Here is a 16,445-nt window from a genome sequence, read left to right as displayed (position 1 = left end):
GGCATGACCCATCCGACCGCCCGCAACCGCTTGGACGAGGCGGCCAGCCCGTACCTCCGCCAGCACGCCGACAACCCAGTGAACTGGCAGCCGTGGGGCGAACCGGCGTTTTCCGCCGCCCGCGAACACGACGTGCCGATCTTCCTCTCGATCGGCTACTCGGCGTGCCACTGGTGTCACGTCATGGCCGAGGAGTCGTTCGCCGACCCGGAGATCGCTGCCGTCCTGAACGAGCAGTTCGTCCCGGTGAAAGTCGACCGCGAGCAGCGCCCGGACGTCGACGACCTCTACATGACCGTCTCACAGGTCACGCGCGGCAGCGGGGGGTGGCCGCTGTCGGTGTTCCTCACGCCCGAGCGCAAGCCCTTCTACATCACAACCTACGTCCCCAAGGAACCGACGCGCGACCAGCCAGGGTTCGAGAGCCTGCTTGAGGACGTGACCGCGAACTGGCGGGAGAACCGCGGGGACCTCGACGCGCGCGCCGAGCAGTGGCTGCAGGCAGCCCGCGGGGAACTGGAATCCGTGCCCGACCCCGTCGACGACGCGGGCACCGACTCGCCGCTGCCCGCGGCCGCCGGCAGCATCGCCGACGCGGCCGACGCCACACACGGCGGGTTCGGGCGCGGCCAGAAGTTCCCCCACGCGGGCCGCCTGCGCGTGCTCCTGCGGGCGACACAGCGCGACGCCGGGGACGGCGCGCGCGCCGCCAGCGCCGCCCGCCACACCCTCACCGCGATGGCCGACGGCGGCCTCCACGACCACGTCGGCGGCGGGTTCCACCGATACTGCACGGACCGCGAGTGGACGGTGCCCCACTTCGAGAAGATGCTGTACGACCAGGCGGCGCTGGCGCGGCTGTACGTCGACGGCTACCGCGCCCTCGGCGACAGCCGGTACGCCGATGTCGCGCGGTCCACGCTGACGTTCGTCGACCGCGAGCTTGGCCACCCCGACGGCGGGTTCTACGCCACACTCGACGCCCGCAGCCCACCCCCGGACGCCCCCGACGGCGACCGCGAGGAGGGCGCATACTACGTGTGGACGCCCGATCGCGTCGCCGCCGCGATGCGCGATCACGCCGCCGCTGCACCCTGCGACACCGCGGACGCGGACGTGCTCGTTGACGCCGCGTGCCGGCGCTACGGTATCGACGACACGGGGAACTTCGAGGGCGGGACCACCGTCCCCACAGTGTCGGCGTCGGTGGGTGCCATCGCGGACGCCTTCGACACCGCCCCCGCCACGGCCGAGGCGTGGTGTGACGTGATCGACGCGCGCCTGCGGGCGGCCCGAGCCGACCGCCCACGGCCCGCGCGCGACGAGAAAGTGCTCGCCGGGTGGAACGGCCTGATGGCGCGCGCGTACGCCGAGGCCGGGCTGGCACTCGACGACCGGTTCGCCGAGCGCGCCGCCGACGCCATCGCGTTCGCACGCGACACGCTCTGGGACGGCGACCGGCTCGCCCGCCGCAGCATCGGCGGCGATGTCGCGGGCGTCGGGTACGCCGCCGACTACGCGTTCCTCGCCGCCGGCGCGCTGGCCACCTACGAGGCCACCGGAGCCGTGGCCCACCTCGACTTCGCGCTGGATCTCGCCGACGCCATGCTTGAGGCGTGCTACGACGCGTCGGCGGGCGTGCTCTATGAAACGCCCGCGTCGGTCGACGACGTGGCCGTGCGCTCGCAGGCGACCGGAACCGGCTCCACCCCCAGCCCGGTCGGCGTGGCCGCGGACACCCTCGACGCGCTGGCTGCGTTCGCGCCCGCGGCCGGCTACGACGACGCCGCCGCGGCGCTGCTGTCGCGGTACGGCAGCCACGTCGAGGAGTCTCCAGGCCGCCACCCCGAGCTCGTGCTCGCGGCGGACACGCGTGCCGGCGGCCGCCGCGAGATCACGGTGGCCGCCGACGACCTCCCCGACGCGTGGCGTGACGCCGTCGGCGCGGCGTACCTGCCCGACCGGCTGCTGTCCAGGCGGCCCCCGACCGAGGACGGCCTGGACGCCTGGCAGTCCACGCTGGACCAGGCGTCGGTGCCGCCGCTGTGGGCGGGCCGAACTGGTGGCGACGACGGCACGCCGCGCGCGTACGTCTGCCGGCGGGCGTGCTCGCCGCCGCTGGGCGACGCTGCGGGCATCACCGAGTGGCTCGCCGAGTTCAGTCGCTGAGCGCGTCCGCCAGATAGCGCTCGGGCGGGAGCGAGTCGCGCTCCTCGAAGCGCGCGTGTTCGGTGCCGTCGGCGCCTTCGACGACGACCGTCGGGATGCGGTCGATGCCGTACTCGTCGACGCGCGGCCCGGTTTTTCCGTCGTCGCCCCGCGACACCGGGTGCACGGCCGGTTCGACACCGCTGGCGGCGAGCGCGGCGGCGAAATCCGGGAGCTGGGACCGGCAGTCGCCACACCAGTCCCCGCCCCAGACGTGCACGGTCGCGTCCGCGGGCAGCGATTCGAACGCCTCGATCACGGCCGGATACGACTCTGCGTCCCACGCCGGGTTCGGCTCCATCGTGGTGAGTGACACGCCTGGGGGTTGGCTGCTCGCGGACAAAAACCCCGGCCCCCTGGCAAGCGACGACTGGGAAACGCTGGCCGCGCCCGTTACACGTTTACTCCACAGCCACGTACGTCGGGGCAATGAAAGACAGCATCCTGGACGCCATCGGGACGCCACTCGTTCGGCTCACGGCACCCGAGGGTGCGACCATCGCGGCGAAGCTGGAGGGGTTCAACCCCGCCGGCTCGGCGAAAGACCGGCCGGCCAGGGAGATGGTGTTGGCCGCCGAGCGCGCGGGCGAGATCCAGCCCGGCGACCAGTTGGTCGAGGCGACCAGCGGGAACACGGGGATCGGGCTGGCGCTGACCGCCGCCGCCCGCGGCTACGACCTCACGATCGTGATGCCGGCGTCGATGTCCACGGAGCGCAAGCAGCTGCTGCGCGCGTACGGCGCGGACCTGGAGCTGGTGGACGCCGGCATGGAGACCGCGAACCAGGTGGCCGACCGGGTCGCCGCCGACACCGGCGCGTTCCGGGTGGGACAGTTCGAGAACCCCGCGAACCCGCGCGCCCACTACCGAACGACCGCCGAGGAGATCCTCGACCAGGTCGAGGGCCGCGAGATCGACGCGCTCGTTGCGGGCGTCGGGACCGGCGGCACGATCACCGGGACCGCAACCAGGCTCCGGGAGGCCCATCCCGAGATGTCCGTGGTCGCGGTCGAGCCGGAGGCGAACGCGGTGCTGTCGACGGGCGAATCGGGCGACGACGACTTCCAGGGGATGGGGCCGGGGTTCGTCAGCGACAACCTCGACCGGGAGCTGATCGACACCGTCGAAACCGTGGCGGTGGACGCGGCGGAAGCCGAGACGCGGCGGCTCGCCCGCGAGGAGGGCGTGCTCGTGGGCCAGTCCAGCGGCGCGGCGGCGCTGGCGGCCACCCGGACCGCCGAGCGCATCGCCGACCCCTCGCTTGACTGCCCGGACGTCAGCTTCGACGCCGACGCCGTCGGCGATCCGGACGCCATCGCGGACGGTGGTGACGGACCCGACGACTGCCCGCTGGTCGTCACGATCCTGCCCGACACCGGCGAGCGATACCTCTCGGCGGGCGTGTTCGACTGACCGACCCGCGGCGCTACTGGAACTCCGCGGCGGTCACCCGCACCGGCAGCGTGTCGTCGACCGCGCGGCGGTCGTACGCCGGCACCTCGTCGCCCTCCCGGGTGGCGTAGATCGGTTCGACGAGCGCGCCGTCGACGACCCCGTAGAGCTTCAGGCGGGCGTCCGTCTCGGCCGCCGGGAGGTCGCCCGCTCGCACGCGGGCGGCCACGTCGCGTGACAGCCACTCGTGTTCCGCCACGGACGGGTCGCGAACCATCGCGGCGTCGGCGAGCCGGGCGAGATACCAGTTCAGGTCGTTCAACAGCGACACCGCCGCCCCGAGGCTGACGGTGGTTACGGCCACGGTGTTGGCGTACGGCGACCGCACGTCGTAGGTCGACAGCGCGCGCCGCGCCGTCTCGTACTCGAACAGCGCCGCCCGCAGCGACGGGTCGTCGTCGGTCCCGAGGAGCAGCACGTCGGTCACGCGACCGCCACCTCCACGGGGCCGGTGTCGGCGGCGACCGCGCGCGCCCACTCGAAGAGCGCGTCGGGTTCGTCGGCGCGCACGCTCTCGATGGGGGCGGCCGTCAGCGGCTGGCGCGGCGCGAGCCGGTTGCAGCCGACGTCGAGGCTGGAGTCCCGGAACGTGTCGATGGAGCGGGCGGCCGCGGTGATGCGTTGTTTGTCCCACGTGAGCAGCGGCCGGTGGACGGGCAGCGTGGTGGCGCGGTCGACGACGCCGAGGTTCGCGGTGGTCTGACTGGATTTCTGGCCGACGGCTTCCCCGGTGACGATGCCGGCCGCGCCCGCGTGCTCGGCGACGTGCTCGGCGACACGGTACATGAACCGCCGGAACGAGAGCATGCGCGTGCGCCCCGTCGCCGCGGCCAGCCGGTTGATGGCGTCGCCGGCCGGCGCGACCCGCAGCGAGAGGTCGTGGTTGGGCGCGTAGTCGTCGAGCGTGCGCACGGCCGCCTCGGCGCGGGCGCGATGGTCGGGGCCGCCGTAGTCGCCCAACGCCAGATACAGCGGGATGACGGGCGCGCCCCGGCGCATCGCCTCCCAGGCGGCGACCGGCGAGTCGATGCCGCCGGAGACGAGCGCGACCAGCGGCTGCTGGGTGCCAAGCGGCATGCCACCGGGGCCGTCGCGGTGTGTCAGGAACACGAACGCCTCGGCGTCCCGGACTTCCACGAAGAACGTGATGTCCGGGTCGTCGAGATCAACGACCGGCTGGAAGTCGTCCTCGACGGCGGCCCAGACGGCGTCGCCGCCCACGCGGTTGACGTCGTGGCTGTCGAAGTCGTGGGTGCCGGCGCGGCGCGCGTCAACCGCGAACGCGCCGCCGTCGTAGTGGGCGCGGGCGGCGGCGGCGAGCGCGTCGCTGATCGCGTCGAGGTCGGGGGCGACTGAGACGGCGGGGCTGGCGGAGACGACGCCGAACGTGTCAGCGGCCGCATCCGCCGCGCGGCCGGCCGCGGGGCTGCGAACGAGGACGCGCCCCCATTCGCGCTCGACATCGCCGGGCACGCCGCGGTCGGCGAGCATCGCGGCGACGTTGTCCCGGAGCGTCCGCTCCATGTCGGACTGGACGTGACTGGATTTCACGCCGACATCGCCGTGCCTGACGACGACGCTGTCGGCCCCGGGTGGAAGCATGCGTGGTGGAAGCCAGTCCGCGAGTAAACACCTATCGGTCCCCACTGAAGAACACTCGCAGACCGGGGGTGCGCGCTCAGAACGTGGTGCGTTCGCCGTCGATGACGCGGCGCGTGAGGTCCGTGACCGACGCGAGTTGCGCGTCGACGATGCGCTCGATTTCGGCGTCGACGTCGGCCACCGCGGTGCCGTCCTCGGTGACGACTTCCACGTCCGCGACGTGGGGCTCGTCGATCGGGCGGCCGATCTGTGAGAGCAGTCGCACCCGGAGGTCGCGGATGCCGTCGACCTCGGCGACGACCGCCTCGGCGATCTGCGTCGAAAGCAGGTTGTAGATCTTCCCGATGTGGTTGACCGGGTTCTTGCCGGACGTGGCTTCCATGCTCATGGCGCGGTTGGGGGTGATGAGGCCGTTGGCGCGGTTGCCGCGGCCGACGCTGCCGTCGTCGCCCTGCTCGGCGCTGGTGCCGGTGGTGGTGAGGTAGATCGAGCCCGACTCGTAGTCGTCGGCGGTGTTGACGTGGACGGTGACCTCGCGGTCCGTGTGCTCGGTGGCGAGATCGAAGACGTGCTCGCGGATGGCTTCGACCTGGGCGATGTAGGCGTCCATGTCCGGCACGTGGGCGTCCACGAGCGCGGCGGCGATCGTGAGGTCGATGTGGTCGTCTTCGCGTTTCCCCATCACTTTCACGTCCTCGCCGACCGCGGGCGTGTGCTCGGCGTACGGCCCGTTCAGCGAGCGCTCGGCTTCGAGGACGATGCGCTCGGTTTCGGTGAGCGGAGCGTGGCCGACGCCGAACGACGTGTCGTTGGCCATCGGCACGGCGGGGCCGTCGTCGTCGTCGGTGAACACGTCCTGGAGGTCCCCCGATCCCTCGCCGAGCTTGACGTCGACGATCACGTCGGTTTCGAGGTCCAGGTGGGGCAGCGTCTCACGCAGGTACTCGCGGGCGGCTTCCAGGGCGATGGATTCGACCGGGATGTGGTGTTCGGTGCCGTCGGCTTCGACGTAGTGGCTGGTGGCGCGACCGACAACCAGGATGTAGATCGGGTCGATGACGTTCCCGCCGCCGAACGCGGGGGCGGCGTCACCGGCGACGAGTTGGGTCTCGTCGGTGTTGAAGTGGAGGACGTGGCCCACCCGGTCGCGGTATTCGCGGGCGAGGGTTTCACAGACGTGTTCGGCGATGCCGTCGCAGATTGAGTCGGGGTGACCGAGCCCCTTTCGCTCGACGATTTCGACGGCGTCGTCCTCGACTGCGCTGCGGTCGAGAGACTGTACTTGGATGTTCCGGTCAGTCATTGGCTGAGCGTACCCGGTCTCGGTTCGTATAACTTCCGGAAACGGAGACGCCGACAATTATGCGTGCTACGCATTCGACGTGCGGAGGCCGAGATACGACGTGCGGATCTGATCGGTCGGATCCAACCCCAGACGCCGGAGCACCGCGTAGGCGTCCTCCCGAGCGCCGGAAACGGCGTGCTCTGCCTCGACGGTCGTCTCGATCTCGACGTACTCGCCGACGTCCTCGACGGCATCCAACAGCACAGTGAACCCCTCGAAGTGGTGTTTCGTACGGAGCTTCCGCACCACCGCGGCCGACTCGAACCCGAGTTGCTCGATGATGGCCGCCATCTGTGCGTCGTCCCCGACCGCAGTCTCGAACTCCTCGCGGGTCTTCGACTCGGCCTCGACCAGCGGCCCCTTGTACGTGACGCGGGACTCGCCGTCGGCGCGCGCCGGCCCCGAAAGCACCGCATCGATGTCCGCCGTGAGGTCGTCGCCGCGCTCGAACCCCCGCGCAGCGGTGGCGACGCGCCGCAACCGGAACGCCTCATCGGTCTGCTCGAAGGCCCGGTGGGGCGCATCGTAATACGTGTCCGCCTGCGCAACCGTCGTGTGCTCGGCGGCATCCACGTCCGCGAGCGCCGCCCGAACCGTCTCGTACTCCCCCGGAACCTTCACTTCGACCTCATACATACGTTCGTACTCGGCACGCTGATTCAAAAAGACCGACGCTTCCCGGTCTCAATAGCCGTATAGTCCACTCCTAGCAGCGTTCAAGAGCACTGGCGGCACACACCGAGACGACATGGCCGCCAACAGCCCCACATGTGAGTCCCGCCCCACCGCAGGTTCACCGCTGCAGCTCACCGTTGTCCGGTACAGCGACGACGCCGACCGCGCGACGGTCACACCGGTGTCGGTCGTCGACGGCGACGTCACGACCACGTGGCTGTCAGTTGACGCGGGCGCTGTCGTGTCGTTGGCCGACGCCCGCTGACCGTCTCGCTCACCGGTTCGAAACGTGATTCTTAAGGATGGAACGAGAGTGCGTATTGGTATGAGCGACGAACCCGAGGCCGAGCAGGCCGACTCATCCAGCGACGAACAGGACGGATTCCAGACGGGCGACTTCGTTGAACTGTCGTATACGGCCTACACGGTCGACAGCGAGGAGCTTGTCGACACCACCGACGAGGAGATCGCCGAGTCGGAGGGCGTCGACACGGACGAACAGGAGTTCTCCCCGCGCACGATCGTCCTCGGTGAGGAGCACATCTTCGCAGCCGTCGAAGACGACATCGTCGGGCAGTCCGTCGGCGACGACGGAACCGTTCTCGTCGAGGAGGCGTTCGGCGAGTACGACGAGGACGAGGTCCGAACGGTCAGCGCCAACAAGATCCCCGAAGACGACCGCTACCCCGGCGCACACGTCGACGTCGACGGCGAGCACGGCCACGTCGAAGCCATCATCGGCGGGCGCGCCCGCGTCGACTTCAACCACCCGCTTGCCGGCGAGGACATCGAATACGAGTACGAGGTCCTCGACGAGATCACCGACCGCGAGCAGCAGGCCGTCGGCTTCCTGGAGATGATGTTCGACGTTGAACTCGACGTTGATCTCGTCACCGAGACCGTCGAGGAGGAGGTCACCGAGGAGACCGAGGACGGCGACGCCGAGACCACCACCGAGAGCGTCGAGAAGGAGACCCTCTACATCGAGCAGTCCCCGCAGCTCCAGTTCAACCAGCAGTGGATGATGGGCAAAAGCCAGGTGCTGTCCCAGGTCATCGACATGCTCGACATCGACCGCGTCATCGTCCAGGAGATCATCGACGGCCAGCCCGCCGGTATGCCGGGCATGGGCGGCATGATGGGCGGTGCGGGCGGCGACCTCGGGGACGTCGAGGACGCCCTCGAAGACGCCGACGTCGACGCCGACGAGATCGTCGACGAGCTCGACGACGAGTAACGCCACCACGCCGACTGTCGGCGAACGCGCGCGCCGACAGCCCGCAAAGCGTTTAATGCCCCCGTGAGTGCTGTGGGGTATGGCACGGAAACTCCTGAAGGCTGGTGTCGCGCTGTTGGTGATCGTCCTCGTCTGGAAGCTCTTTGCGGGCGGCGACGCCGAAGACCTCGAAGAGATCGACCGCATCGACTGAGTCGAACCACTTACGCGGCCCCCATTCCTACCGCGAACGTATGTACGGCGTCGTCACGCGGAACGCCGAGGAGCTGGACTGGCCGGAGTTCGAAACCGGGTTCTACGAAGTCAAGGACGTGACCGGCCGCCACGTCGACCCCGTGGAGAACGCCGTCAGCATGGTGTCGTGTTTCGGTGACAACGCCACCGCCGGCACCGACCCCGAGCTCGTTCCCGTCGACGACGACGGCAGGCCGGCGACCCGTGAGCGCCAGTACTTCGACTGGGCGTACATCTGCCCGCTGGCCGAGGACTACCGCAACGGCGTGCTCACCGTCGTGGAGACGTGCAGCGACGTGAGCGGCGACGTTCGACTCGACGACGTGGGGTTCCCGCGGGCGGAGTACTGTCACTGCGATCGCTGCACGGCGGCGTTCGAGGCGTCGGCGTTCGACGACTGGCAGGCGTGGCGCGCGGACGTCATCACGTCGTTCGTCGCGGACGCCGTCGACCGCATCGACGGCAAGACGTATCTCACGCTGTACCCGGATCCCTACCCGGGCCACCTCTACGAGCGGGCGGGCCTGGATCTCGACGCGCTCGCGGAGCTGGTCGACGAGTTCGTCGTTCCGCTGTACGACACCGCCTACGAGACCACGTACTGGATCGAAACCATCGCCGCGGGGTTCGAGGACGCGGTCGACGCGCCGTTCAGCATCGAGCTGTACGCGGTGAACGTCGACATCGAGAACCTGCTGCACGCCGCCGAGGTCGCCGCCGAATACGGCGAAGACGTGTTCTTCGGGTACGAAGCCAGCAACGCCCGGGCGGCGCTCCGCAGGCTGGACGCCGAGGACCGCGACGGCGTGTCGTTCGGGCCGGAGTGAGTCGCCGCCAGTAATCAATTCACTTTTGACTGCTGGGGTGGAATCGGATGCCATGAGCTTCGAGAAGGGCGACACGGTCGTGCTCCACGAGAAACACAGCGACTACGACGGCGAGGAGGGCGAGATCACGCAGACCGCCGAAACGATGTTCGGCGACGTGAACTACACGATCAGCTTCGAAGACGGCCAGGAAGCCGGCGTTCCCGAGGACAGCCTCGACCTCGTCGCGGAAGCCGACGACGACGACGCGGAAGCCGACGCCGAGTAACGAGTCTTTTACGCGTCGGCGGCGTACGCCGCCATCATGAGTGAGGTTCCGTTCCACTACATCGATCTCCGCGTGTTCTGCTACGACACGGAGGCCGACTCCCGGGTAGCGGACGCGCTGGGGCATTTCCTCCCGGAGGACGTCGAGATCGAGCGCACGGACAGCGAGGGGCATCTCGGCGACCGCATCGGCGTGCTGTCGACCCGCGTCGAGCGCGCCGACGACATGCGCCACGTGCTCGACCAGCTCCGGGACGGCGCTGACATCGAGCAGATCCGCGACCAGCTCGACGAGCGCGTCGACGACAACTGCTCGCTGTTCGTGCACCTCGACAAGCAGGCGGCGTACCTGGGGGACGCCCAGCTCGGGGACGGCATCTCACTGCGCGCGAAGGTCGAAGCCTACCCCGCGAAGAAGGACGCCGCCGTCGAGAACGCGCGGGACGCGCTCGCGGACTAGGACTCGGTCGGTGGCCGGCCCCTGATCCAAACTGGTTATCCTCCTCGACGTGGAGGGAACACGTATGAGCGACCGACTGGACGAGGTGGACAAGCGAATCCTCTACAACCTGGTTCGTGACGCGCGCAACACGTCCGCCCCCGACATCGCCGACGAGGTCAACGTGTCCGCAGGAACGATCAGAAACCGGATCACACATCTCGAAGCGGCGGGGATCATCCGCGGCTATCACGCGGTCGTCTCGTACCCACAGGTCGGCGGTCGGCTCACGAACCTCTACATCTGCACCAGCCCCGTGCCCGACCGGGATCGGCTGTCCAAACAGGTCGCCGAGATCCCCGGCGTGGTGAGCGTCCGCCAGCTGATGAAAGGGCGCAGCAACCTCCACGTCACGGCTGTCGGCGACGACATGCAGGAGCTCACCCGGATCGCGAACGACCTGTCGGCGATCGGGCTGGACATCGAGGAGGAGAACCTGCTCCAAAGCGAGGAGATCCGGCCGTACCACGAGTTCGGCCCCGACGACTCCCAGGACGGACACACGATCGCGGATTTCATGGAGCTGTCCGGCGGTGCTGAGGTCGTGGAGCTGTCCGTGGCGGCGGACGCCGAGATCGCCGGGCACACGCTGCGCGAGGCCAACGAGCGCGGCGTCATCGAGTCCGACGTGCTGGTCGTTTCGATCGAGCGCGACGACGAGATGTTGACACCGCGCGGGGACACGAGGGTGCGTCCGGACGACCTGGTGACGGTGTTCTGCCGGGGCGGCATCAGCCAGGAGACGCTGTCGGTGTTCGGGAAACGCGGCTCGGCGACGGAGACTTAGTAGTACGCAATTCAGGTGGCCACAAACCCAGTGGAAACCAGCTAGCTTAAATTCCCTGTTCGGCAAACGAGAAGCCATGGTCGATCGTCTCGGAACAATCGCGCGCGACCTCGGGCGGATGCTTGAGGCGCTGGCCGGCCTCATCTTCGTTTCCGTGCTCGTCCCCCTCGTGTGGGGGGAGTTCTGGGTGGTGCCGGCGATGGTCGTCTCAGGACTCATCCCGCTAGTCGTGGGGCTCACGCTCAGGCGGACGTTCGAGCACGCCGCCGATCCCGGCCGGTTGCATGGCATGATGATCGCTGCGTCGGGGTGGTTCCTGGTCGCCGCGTTCGGTTCCGTGCCGTTCCTCCTGGCCGCATGGACCGCCCAGCTCGATCCCGGCATGCTCGACGTGCCGGCGCGGTTCACGGTCCCGGGAACCAGAACGTTCAGCACGCTTGCCGCGTTTCAGAACCCGCTCAACGGGTTCTTCGAGAGCATGAGCGGGTTCACCGGCACGGGGCTGACGATGGCCGACAACGAGGCCGCGCTGCCCCACACCCTGCAGTGGTGGCGGTCGTTCATCGAGTGGGTCGGCGGCGTCGGCGTCATCGTGCTCACCACGGCGATCCTCGCGCGACCCGGCAGCGGCTCGCTGACCCTCTACGAGAGCGAGGCGCGCTCGGAGAAGATCCACCCCAGCATCGTCTCGACGGTGCGCACCATCTGGTGGATCTTCCTCCTGTTCACGTTCTTCTCGATCCTGCTCCTCTGGATCGCCGGGATGCCGATGTGGGACGCCATCAATCACGCGATGACCGGCCTCGCGACCGGGGGGTTCTCGATCACGGACAACTCGATCGCGACCTACGGGAGCGCCGCCATCGACTTCGCGCTCATCCCGGTGATGGTCCTGGGGAGCATCGCGTTCCCCATCCACTACCTCGTCCTCCAGGGCGACCTCCGCAACCTCTACACGGACCTCCAGACCCGGTGGGTGTTCGGGTTCTTCGCGCTCGGGACGGCGCTCCTGACGGCGGTCCTCCTCCAGCAGGGGTACTACGTGACCGAGTCAGTCGCCGTTGCCGGCGTCGTGCTGCATGGGTCGGCAGCGACGCTCTTCCAGACGGTCCGGTTCGCGTTGTTCCAGTTCGTGTCCGCGGCCTCGTGTACGGGCTTCCAGACGGCGGGCGCGCTGGGGTCGGGGTGGACGGCCCCCGCGCAGTTGACCGTGGCGTTCGGCATGGTCGTGGGGGCTGCCGCCGGATCAACGGTCGGCGGCATCAAGCTGATTCGACTGCTCACGCTCGTGAAAGGCATTCTGTTCCGGATTCGGGGGGTGTTCTACCCGTCGGATGCCGTCCGCACGTTCCGCCTCGACGGGCGCGCGCTCTCTGACACCGAGGCCGCCCAGGAGTTCGAGGAGGCCGCGATCATCACGTTCCTCTGGCTCGTCTTCCTCGGGGTGGCGGCGTTCGTGTTCATGCTCGCGATCCCCATGGGGCCCGACGCGTACACCGTCGAGAACGTCCTCTTCGAGGTCGCGTCCGCGCAGGGCAACGTCGGGCTGTCCTCGGGCATCACCGGGCCGGGGATGCCGACGGTCACGAAGGCGATGTTCCTGTTCAACATGTGGATCGGTCGCCTGGAGATCATTCCGGTGTTGGTGCTCCTGCGTGGCCTGTTCAGCACGCTGGAGGTGTACGACTGATGCGCCTCGATGCGATCCCGGTGATCGGGCCGCTGCTGGCCGCTGGCGCCGACGACCGTGTCTTCGACGCGCTGCTCGTGTTGGGGCCGGTGGTCATCGTGGCCATCCGGCTGCTCGGCCGGACGCCCGTGTCGCTGGCGCTCGCGGTCGCGTACACCGTCGGGTTCGCCGCCTACATCCTCTCCGAGGCCATCCGCTAATTGAGGAGAGAAAAACTTAGCAGGGCGGAGATTTACGATGCAGTATGTACATTATAGTGGTCGGTGCTGGTGACATAGGATCGCAGGTCATCCAACTGCTCACGAAAAGCGCAAACGAGATCGTGGTCATCGAGACCGACCCCGACGTGGCCGACCAGGTGAGCCGGGACTACGACTGTCTCGTGTTGAACGCCGACGCCACGGCGAAGGACACGCTCGTCGACGCCGGCTCCGAGAAGGCCGACGCCATCATCACCACCACCGACCGCGACCCCACGAACATCATGGTGATGTTGCTGGCGGACGAACTCGACATCGAGTCGAAGGTGAGCGTCGTCCAGGACCCCGACAACATGGAGCTCTTCCGCCGGATCGGGGTGAACGTCCTCGAAAACCCCCAGCGCCTGATCGGGGAGTACCTCGTTCGAGCGGTCCAGCGCCCGTCGATCAAGGATTTCATGACGCTCGGCGGGGAGGCCGAAGTGTTCGAAATCACGGTGACCGAGGACGCACCGCTGGCCGAACAGACCCTCCAGGATGCGGACACCAACGGACTCCTCGGGGACGATGTCCTGGTTGTCGCCATCGAGCGCGGCGACGACGTCATCACGCCGCGCGGAGAGACAACGATCCACGCCGGCGACCTCATCACCGCGTTCTCCAAGAACGGCGTGACCAGCAGCGTCATGCAGACGTTCACCGGCTCGGAGTGAGCCACACCGGGTGCTCGACCGGCCGGCTGCGTGGTGTCGCCGGGCGGTGTCCGCCCGCGGGCAACAAGGGAGACCGCACGCGTTTTTACCGCGGGGTCGCCAACGTATGAGCGTGTACGAGGCGGTGTGCGCCCACCCGGACGGAGACAGCACGGTCGCGCGGCTGGCGGCGACCGCGGCCAGCGCCGGCTACGACGGCATCGTGGTTCGGAACTGGGGGGCCACGAGCGCCGACCCGGACGCGGTCGGTGCGGACACGGACGCGGACGTTGTCAGAGGGACGACGGTGTCGGTGACGGACCGCGCCGGGGCCAGCGAGCGGATCCGCCGCCGCCGCGAGGACGCGGTGGTGGTGGCGGCGCGGGCGTCGTCGCCGTCGCTGAATCGGTTCGTCGCGGAGTCCGAGCGCGTGGACGTGCTCGCCGCGCCGATGGCCGACGGCGGGGACGTGAACCACGTCATCGTGAAGGCGGCGCGGACACACGGGGTGCGCTTGGAGTTCGATTTCGCCGGCGTGTTGCGGGCCAGCGGGGGCGACCGCGTGCAGGCGTTGCGGGGGCTGCGGAAGCTCCGGGAGCTCGTCGAGCACTACGACGCGCCGTTCGTGGTGAGCGGGCGGCCGGCCAGCCACCTGCACGTGCGGTCGCCCCGGGAACTGGTCGCCGTCGGCGCGGAGATCGGGTTCACGGACGCCCAGGTGCGGGCCGGCCTGCGGGAGTGGACGCACCTGGCGGCGCGGAACCGCCGGCGGCTGTCCGCGGAGTTCATTGCACCGGGAGTCAAACGTGGCCGGTATGAAGAAGACCCTTGAGGAGCACGCCGCGCGCTTCGACGACGTGGCCGCGGCCTACGACGACGACCAGACCCCGGAGTACAACGAGTGTGTGGCGCTGGTGCTGGAGCACGCTGACGCGGGCGGCGCGGACACGGTGCTGGATCTCGGCTGTGGCACGGGCGCGATCGCGCTCGGCCTCGCCGCGGACGCCGGCAGGGTCGTGGGTCGAGACATCAGCGACGGGATGCTGACGCAGGCCCGCGAGAAGGCGACCACACGCGGCGTGGACAACGTCGCGTTCGACACGGGGCGGTTCAGGGAGCCGAACTACGACGGCGACGCCGACGTGGTGGTGTCGAACTTCGCGATGCACCACCTGAGCGACGCCGAAAAGCGCAGTGCGATCGACACCATCGCCGGGCTGAACCCCCACCGGATCGTGCTCGGGGACGTGATGCTGTTCGGGGGGCCGAACCCCGATGCCCCGTTCTACTCGCCGGCAGTCGACGACCCGGCGACGGTCGGCGTGCTCGCCGACGCGTTCACGGACGCCGGGTACGCGGTGACGGCGGTGGAGATGGTCCACGAGCAGGTCGGCGTGCTGGTGGCCGAGACGCGATGAAACACCTCCCCAAGCACGTGCGACCGCGGTGGCGGTATCTCGCCGTCGGGATCGAGGCGTGGCCCGACGCCGGGATCGAGCGCAGCGACTTCCAGCGCGCCCTGTGGTTTGCCGCCGGAAACCTGCTGGGTGACCCCGGCAGCGCCGACGCCGGGGTGCGTGTCGTCGCGTACTCGTTCCGGGACGGCCGCGGGGAGGCGCTGGTGCGGGCCCGCCGCGGGACCGTGTCACGAGCGCGCGCCGCGGTGGCCTGCGTGAGCGCGGTCCGAGAACACCCCGTTCGGGTGTGCGTCCGCGGCGTCTCCGGAACGATGCGCGCCGCCAGGGAGCGGTATCTCGACGGCCTCGACACCCCCGAACGCCGGAGCGATGTCGCCTTCGACGGGGACGCCCGCGATGGCGTGTGCCGCGGGGAGAACGTCGACGTCGTTGCCGGCGACGATGGCTGGGTGGGGGCGCGCCGCCGGGACTGCGGGACGGACGGGGAGTGAGTGCGGTCGGCACCACGGGATGGGAGAAGGTCTTTTGGTGGCCCCGTCGAAGGAGTCAGTATGATTTCGCTTGACGACGCCGTGACCGCACGGCTGGAAACGCACGGCGAGCGCTTCGAGGTACTGGTGGACCCGGACGCGGCGCTGGAGATGCGACGCGACGAGTTCGATGGTGAGCTGACGGACGTGATCGCGGCCCGCGACGTCTTCGAGAACGCCTCCCGGGGCGACCGCCCGGCGGAGTCCGACCTGGAGACGGTGTTCGGGACGACCGAGCCCCTGGAGATCATCCCCGAGGTCATCGGCCAGGGCGAGATCCAGATCACCGCCGATCAGCGCGAGGCGATGCAACAGCGCAAGAAGCGCAGCCTCATCAACACGATCTCGCGCAACGCCATCAATCCACAGATGGACGGTGCACCGCATCCACCCGACCGCATCGAGAGCGCGCTCGACGAGGCGGGGTTCACCGTCGATCCGATGACGCCCGCCGACGAACAGGTCGACGACGCCCTGGAGGCGCTGCGGCCCGTCATCCCGATCCGGTTCGAGGAGATGACCGTCGCCGTCCAGTTGCCCGCCGACTACGCGGGCAGCGGGCAGGCGAAACTCCGCGAGTTCGGCGAACTGGAGCGCGAGGAGTGGCAGGCCGACGGCTCGTGGGTGGGCGTCATCACGTTCCCCGCGGGCATGCAAGACGAGTTCTACGGCCGCGTCAACGAGGTGTCCGAGGGCAACGGCGAGACCAGCGTCGTGAAGGACAAAGACGAGCTGAAGACGCGGTAGGCCGCCGCGCCGGAGGCTTAAGTGCGCCGGGTGCG

The 16,445-nt window shown here is 69.2% G+C and carries 20 protein-coding genes; 15 read left to right on the top strand and 5 right to left on the bottom strand.

Annotated elements, in window-relative coordinates; translation table 11 throughout:
• Positions 1–3: 3 nt before the first annotated feature.
• Complete coding sequence (locus JRZ79_RS18235; RefSeq protein ID WP_205252731.1) at positions 4–2,169, top strand: thioredoxin domain-containing protein; 2,166 nt, start codon at positions 4–6, stop codon at positions 2,167–2,169.
• On the opposite strand, the gene JRZ79_RS18230 is transcribed toward JRZ79_RS18235, so the two are convergent.
• The gene (locus JRZ79_RS18230) at positions 2,159–2,509 is read right to left on the bottom strand and encodes a thioredoxin family protein (RefSeq protein ID WP_010902944.1); all 351 of its coding nucleotides are present in this window, start codon (positions 2,507–2,509) and stop codon (positions 2,159–2,161) included. The two genes, JRZ79_RS18235 and JRZ79_RS18230, sit on opposite strands and share 11 nt — an antisense overlap.
• Before the next feature lie 128 nt (positions 2,510–2,637).
• Between JRZ79_RS18230 and JRZ79_RS18225 the strand changes: the two genes are divergently transcribed.
• Positions 2,638–3,621, top strand: a complete 984-nt coding sequence (locus JRZ79_RS18225; protein WP_010902943.1) for a PLP-dependent cysteine synthase family protein — start codon at positions 2,638–2,640, stop codon at positions 3,619–3,621.
• Positions 3,622–3,634: 13 nt separating this feature from the next.
• Here the strand turns inward: JRZ79_RS18225 and JRZ79_RS18220 are convergent, their stop codons facing one another.
• The 4 genes from JRZ79_RS18220 to cyaB all read right to left on the bottom strand — a co-directional run bounded on the left by JRZ79_RS18220 (position 3,635) and on the right by cyaB (position 7,243).
• On the bottom strand, positions 3,635–4,087 hold the full coding sequence (locus tag JRZ79_RS18220) for a DUF5804 family protein (protein WP_012289303.1): 453 nt from the start codon (positions 4,085–4,087) through the stop codon (positions 3,635–3,637).
• Positions 4,084–5,262, bottom strand: a complete 1,179-nt coding sequence (locus JRZ79_RS18215; protein ID WP_205252730.1) for a tRNA sulfurtransferase — start codon at positions 5,260–5,262, stop codon at positions 4,084–4,086. Before JRZ79_RS18215 ends, JRZ79_RS18220 begins: the two co-directional genes overlap by 4 nt.
• Positions 5,263–5,338: 76 nt before the next feature.
• Positions 5,339–6,565: a methionine adenosyltransferase gene (locus JRZ79_RS18210; protein WP_010902940.1), complete on the bottom strand. Its 1,227-nt coding sequence runs from the start codon at positions 6,563–6,565 to the stop codon at positions 5,339–5,341.
• Positions 6,566–6,631: 66 nt separating this feature from the next.
• A complete protein-coding gene (cyaB, locus tag JRZ79_RS18205; RefSeq protein WP_010902939.1) occupies positions 6,632–7,243 on the bottom strand; it encodes a class IV adenylate cyclase in 612 nt (203 codons plus the stop codon).
• Positions 7,244–7,355: 112 nt separating this feature from the next.
• Here cyaB and JRZ79_RS18200 point away from each other — a divergent pair, with 112 nt between their 5' ends.
• From JRZ79_RS18200 to JRZ79_RS18140, 13 genes are all read left to right on the top strand, one after another.
• The gene (locus tag JRZ79_RS18200) at positions 7,356–7,547 is read left to right on the top strand and encodes a hypothetical protein (protein ID WP_010902938.1); all 192 of its coding nucleotides are present in this window, start codon (positions 7,356–7,358) and stop codon (positions 7,545–7,547) included.
• Positions 7,548–7,607: 60 nt separating this feature from the next.
• Positions 7,608–8,519 (top strand): peptidylprolyl isomerase, encoded by a 912-nt coding sequence (locus tag JRZ79_RS18195; RefSeq protein WP_010902937.1) that lies wholly within the window; start codon positions 7,608–7,610, stop codon positions 8,517–8,519.
• Between the two features lie 233 nt (positions 8,520–8,752).
• Positions 8,753–9,580, top strand: a complete 828-nt coding sequence (locus JRZ79_RS18190) for a hypothetical protein (RefSeq protein ID WP_010902935.1) — start codon at positions 8,753–8,755, stop codon at positions 9,578–9,580.
• 52 nt (positions 9,581–9,632) lie between these two features.
• A complete protein-coding gene (locus tag JRZ79_RS18185) occupies positions 9,633–9,848 on the top strand; it encodes a hypothetical protein (RefSeq protein ID WP_010902934.1) in 216 nt (71 codons plus the stop codon).
• Positions 9,849–9,884: 36 nt separating this feature from the next.
• Positions 9,885–10,307, top strand: coding sequence for an RNA-binding protein (locus JRZ79_RS18180; RefSeq protein ID WP_010902933.1), 423 nt, complete (start codon positions 9,885–9,887; stop codon positions 10,305–10,307).
• Positions 10,308–10,371: 64 nt separating this feature from the next.
• Positions 10,372–11,133, top strand: coding sequence for an Lrp/AsnC family transcriptional regulator (locus JRZ79_RS18175; protein ID WP_010902932.1), 762 nt, complete (start codon positions 10,372–10,374; stop codon positions 11,131–11,133).
• 76 nt (positions 11,134–11,209) lie between these two features.
• On the top strand, positions 11,210–12,823 hold the full coding sequence (locus JRZ79_RS18170) for a TrkH family potassium uptake protein (RefSeq protein ID WP_205252729.1): 1,614 nt from the start codon (positions 11,210–11,212) through the stop codon (positions 12,821–12,823).
• Complete coding sequence (locus JRZ79_RS18165; protein ID WP_010902930.1) at positions 12,823–13,023, top strand: hypothetical protein; 201 nt, start codon at positions 12,823–12,825, stop codon at positions 13,021–13,023. The genes JRZ79_RS18170 and JRZ79_RS18165 overlap by 1 nt, the downstream gene beginning before the upstream one ends.
• A gap of 44 nt (positions 13,024–13,067) precedes the next feature.
• Positions 13,068–13,736, top strand: coding sequence for a TrkA family potassium uptake protein (locus JRZ79_RS18160; RefSeq protein ID WP_205252728.1), 669 nt, complete (start codon positions 13,068–13,070; stop codon positions 13,734–13,736).
• Between the two features lie 112 nt (positions 13,737–13,848).
• A complete protein-coding gene (locus JRZ79_RS18155; RefSeq protein ID WP_205252766.1) occupies positions 13,849–14,547 on the top strand; it encodes an RNase P subunit p30 family protein in 699 nt (232 codons plus the stop codon).
• The gene (locus tag JRZ79_RS18150) at positions 14,531–15,133 is read left to right on the top strand and encodes a class I SAM-dependent methyltransferase (RefSeq protein WP_136361463.1); all 603 of its coding nucleotides are present in this window, start codon (positions 14,531–14,533) and stop codon (positions 15,131–15,133) included. The genes JRZ79_RS18155 and JRZ79_RS18150 overlap by 17 nt, the downstream gene beginning before the upstream one ends.
• Positions 15,130–15,624, top strand: coding sequence for an Rpp14/Pop5 family protein (locus JRZ79_RS18145; protein ID WP_010902926.1), 495 nt, complete (start codon positions 15,130–15,132; stop codon positions 15,622–15,624). The genes JRZ79_RS18150 and JRZ79_RS18145 overlap by 4 nt, the downstream gene beginning before the upstream one ends.
• Before the next feature lie 60 nt (positions 15,625–15,684).
• The gene (locus JRZ79_RS18140) at positions 15,685–16,410 is read left to right on the top strand and encodes a ribosome assembly factor SBDS (protein ID WP_010902925.1); all 726 of its coding nucleotides are present in this window, start codon (positions 15,685–15,687) and stop codon (positions 16,408–16,410) included.
• Positions 16,411–16,445: the final 35 nt, after the last annotated feature.

The sequence above is a fragment of the Halobacterium sp. BOL4-2 genome (assembly GCF_016917835.2).
Taxonomy (GTDB): Archaea; Halobacteriota; Halobacteria; order Halobacteriales; family Halobacteriaceae; genus Halobacterium; species Halobacterium salinarum.
This window is presented reverse-complemented; position numbering and strand designations above follow the sequence as displayed.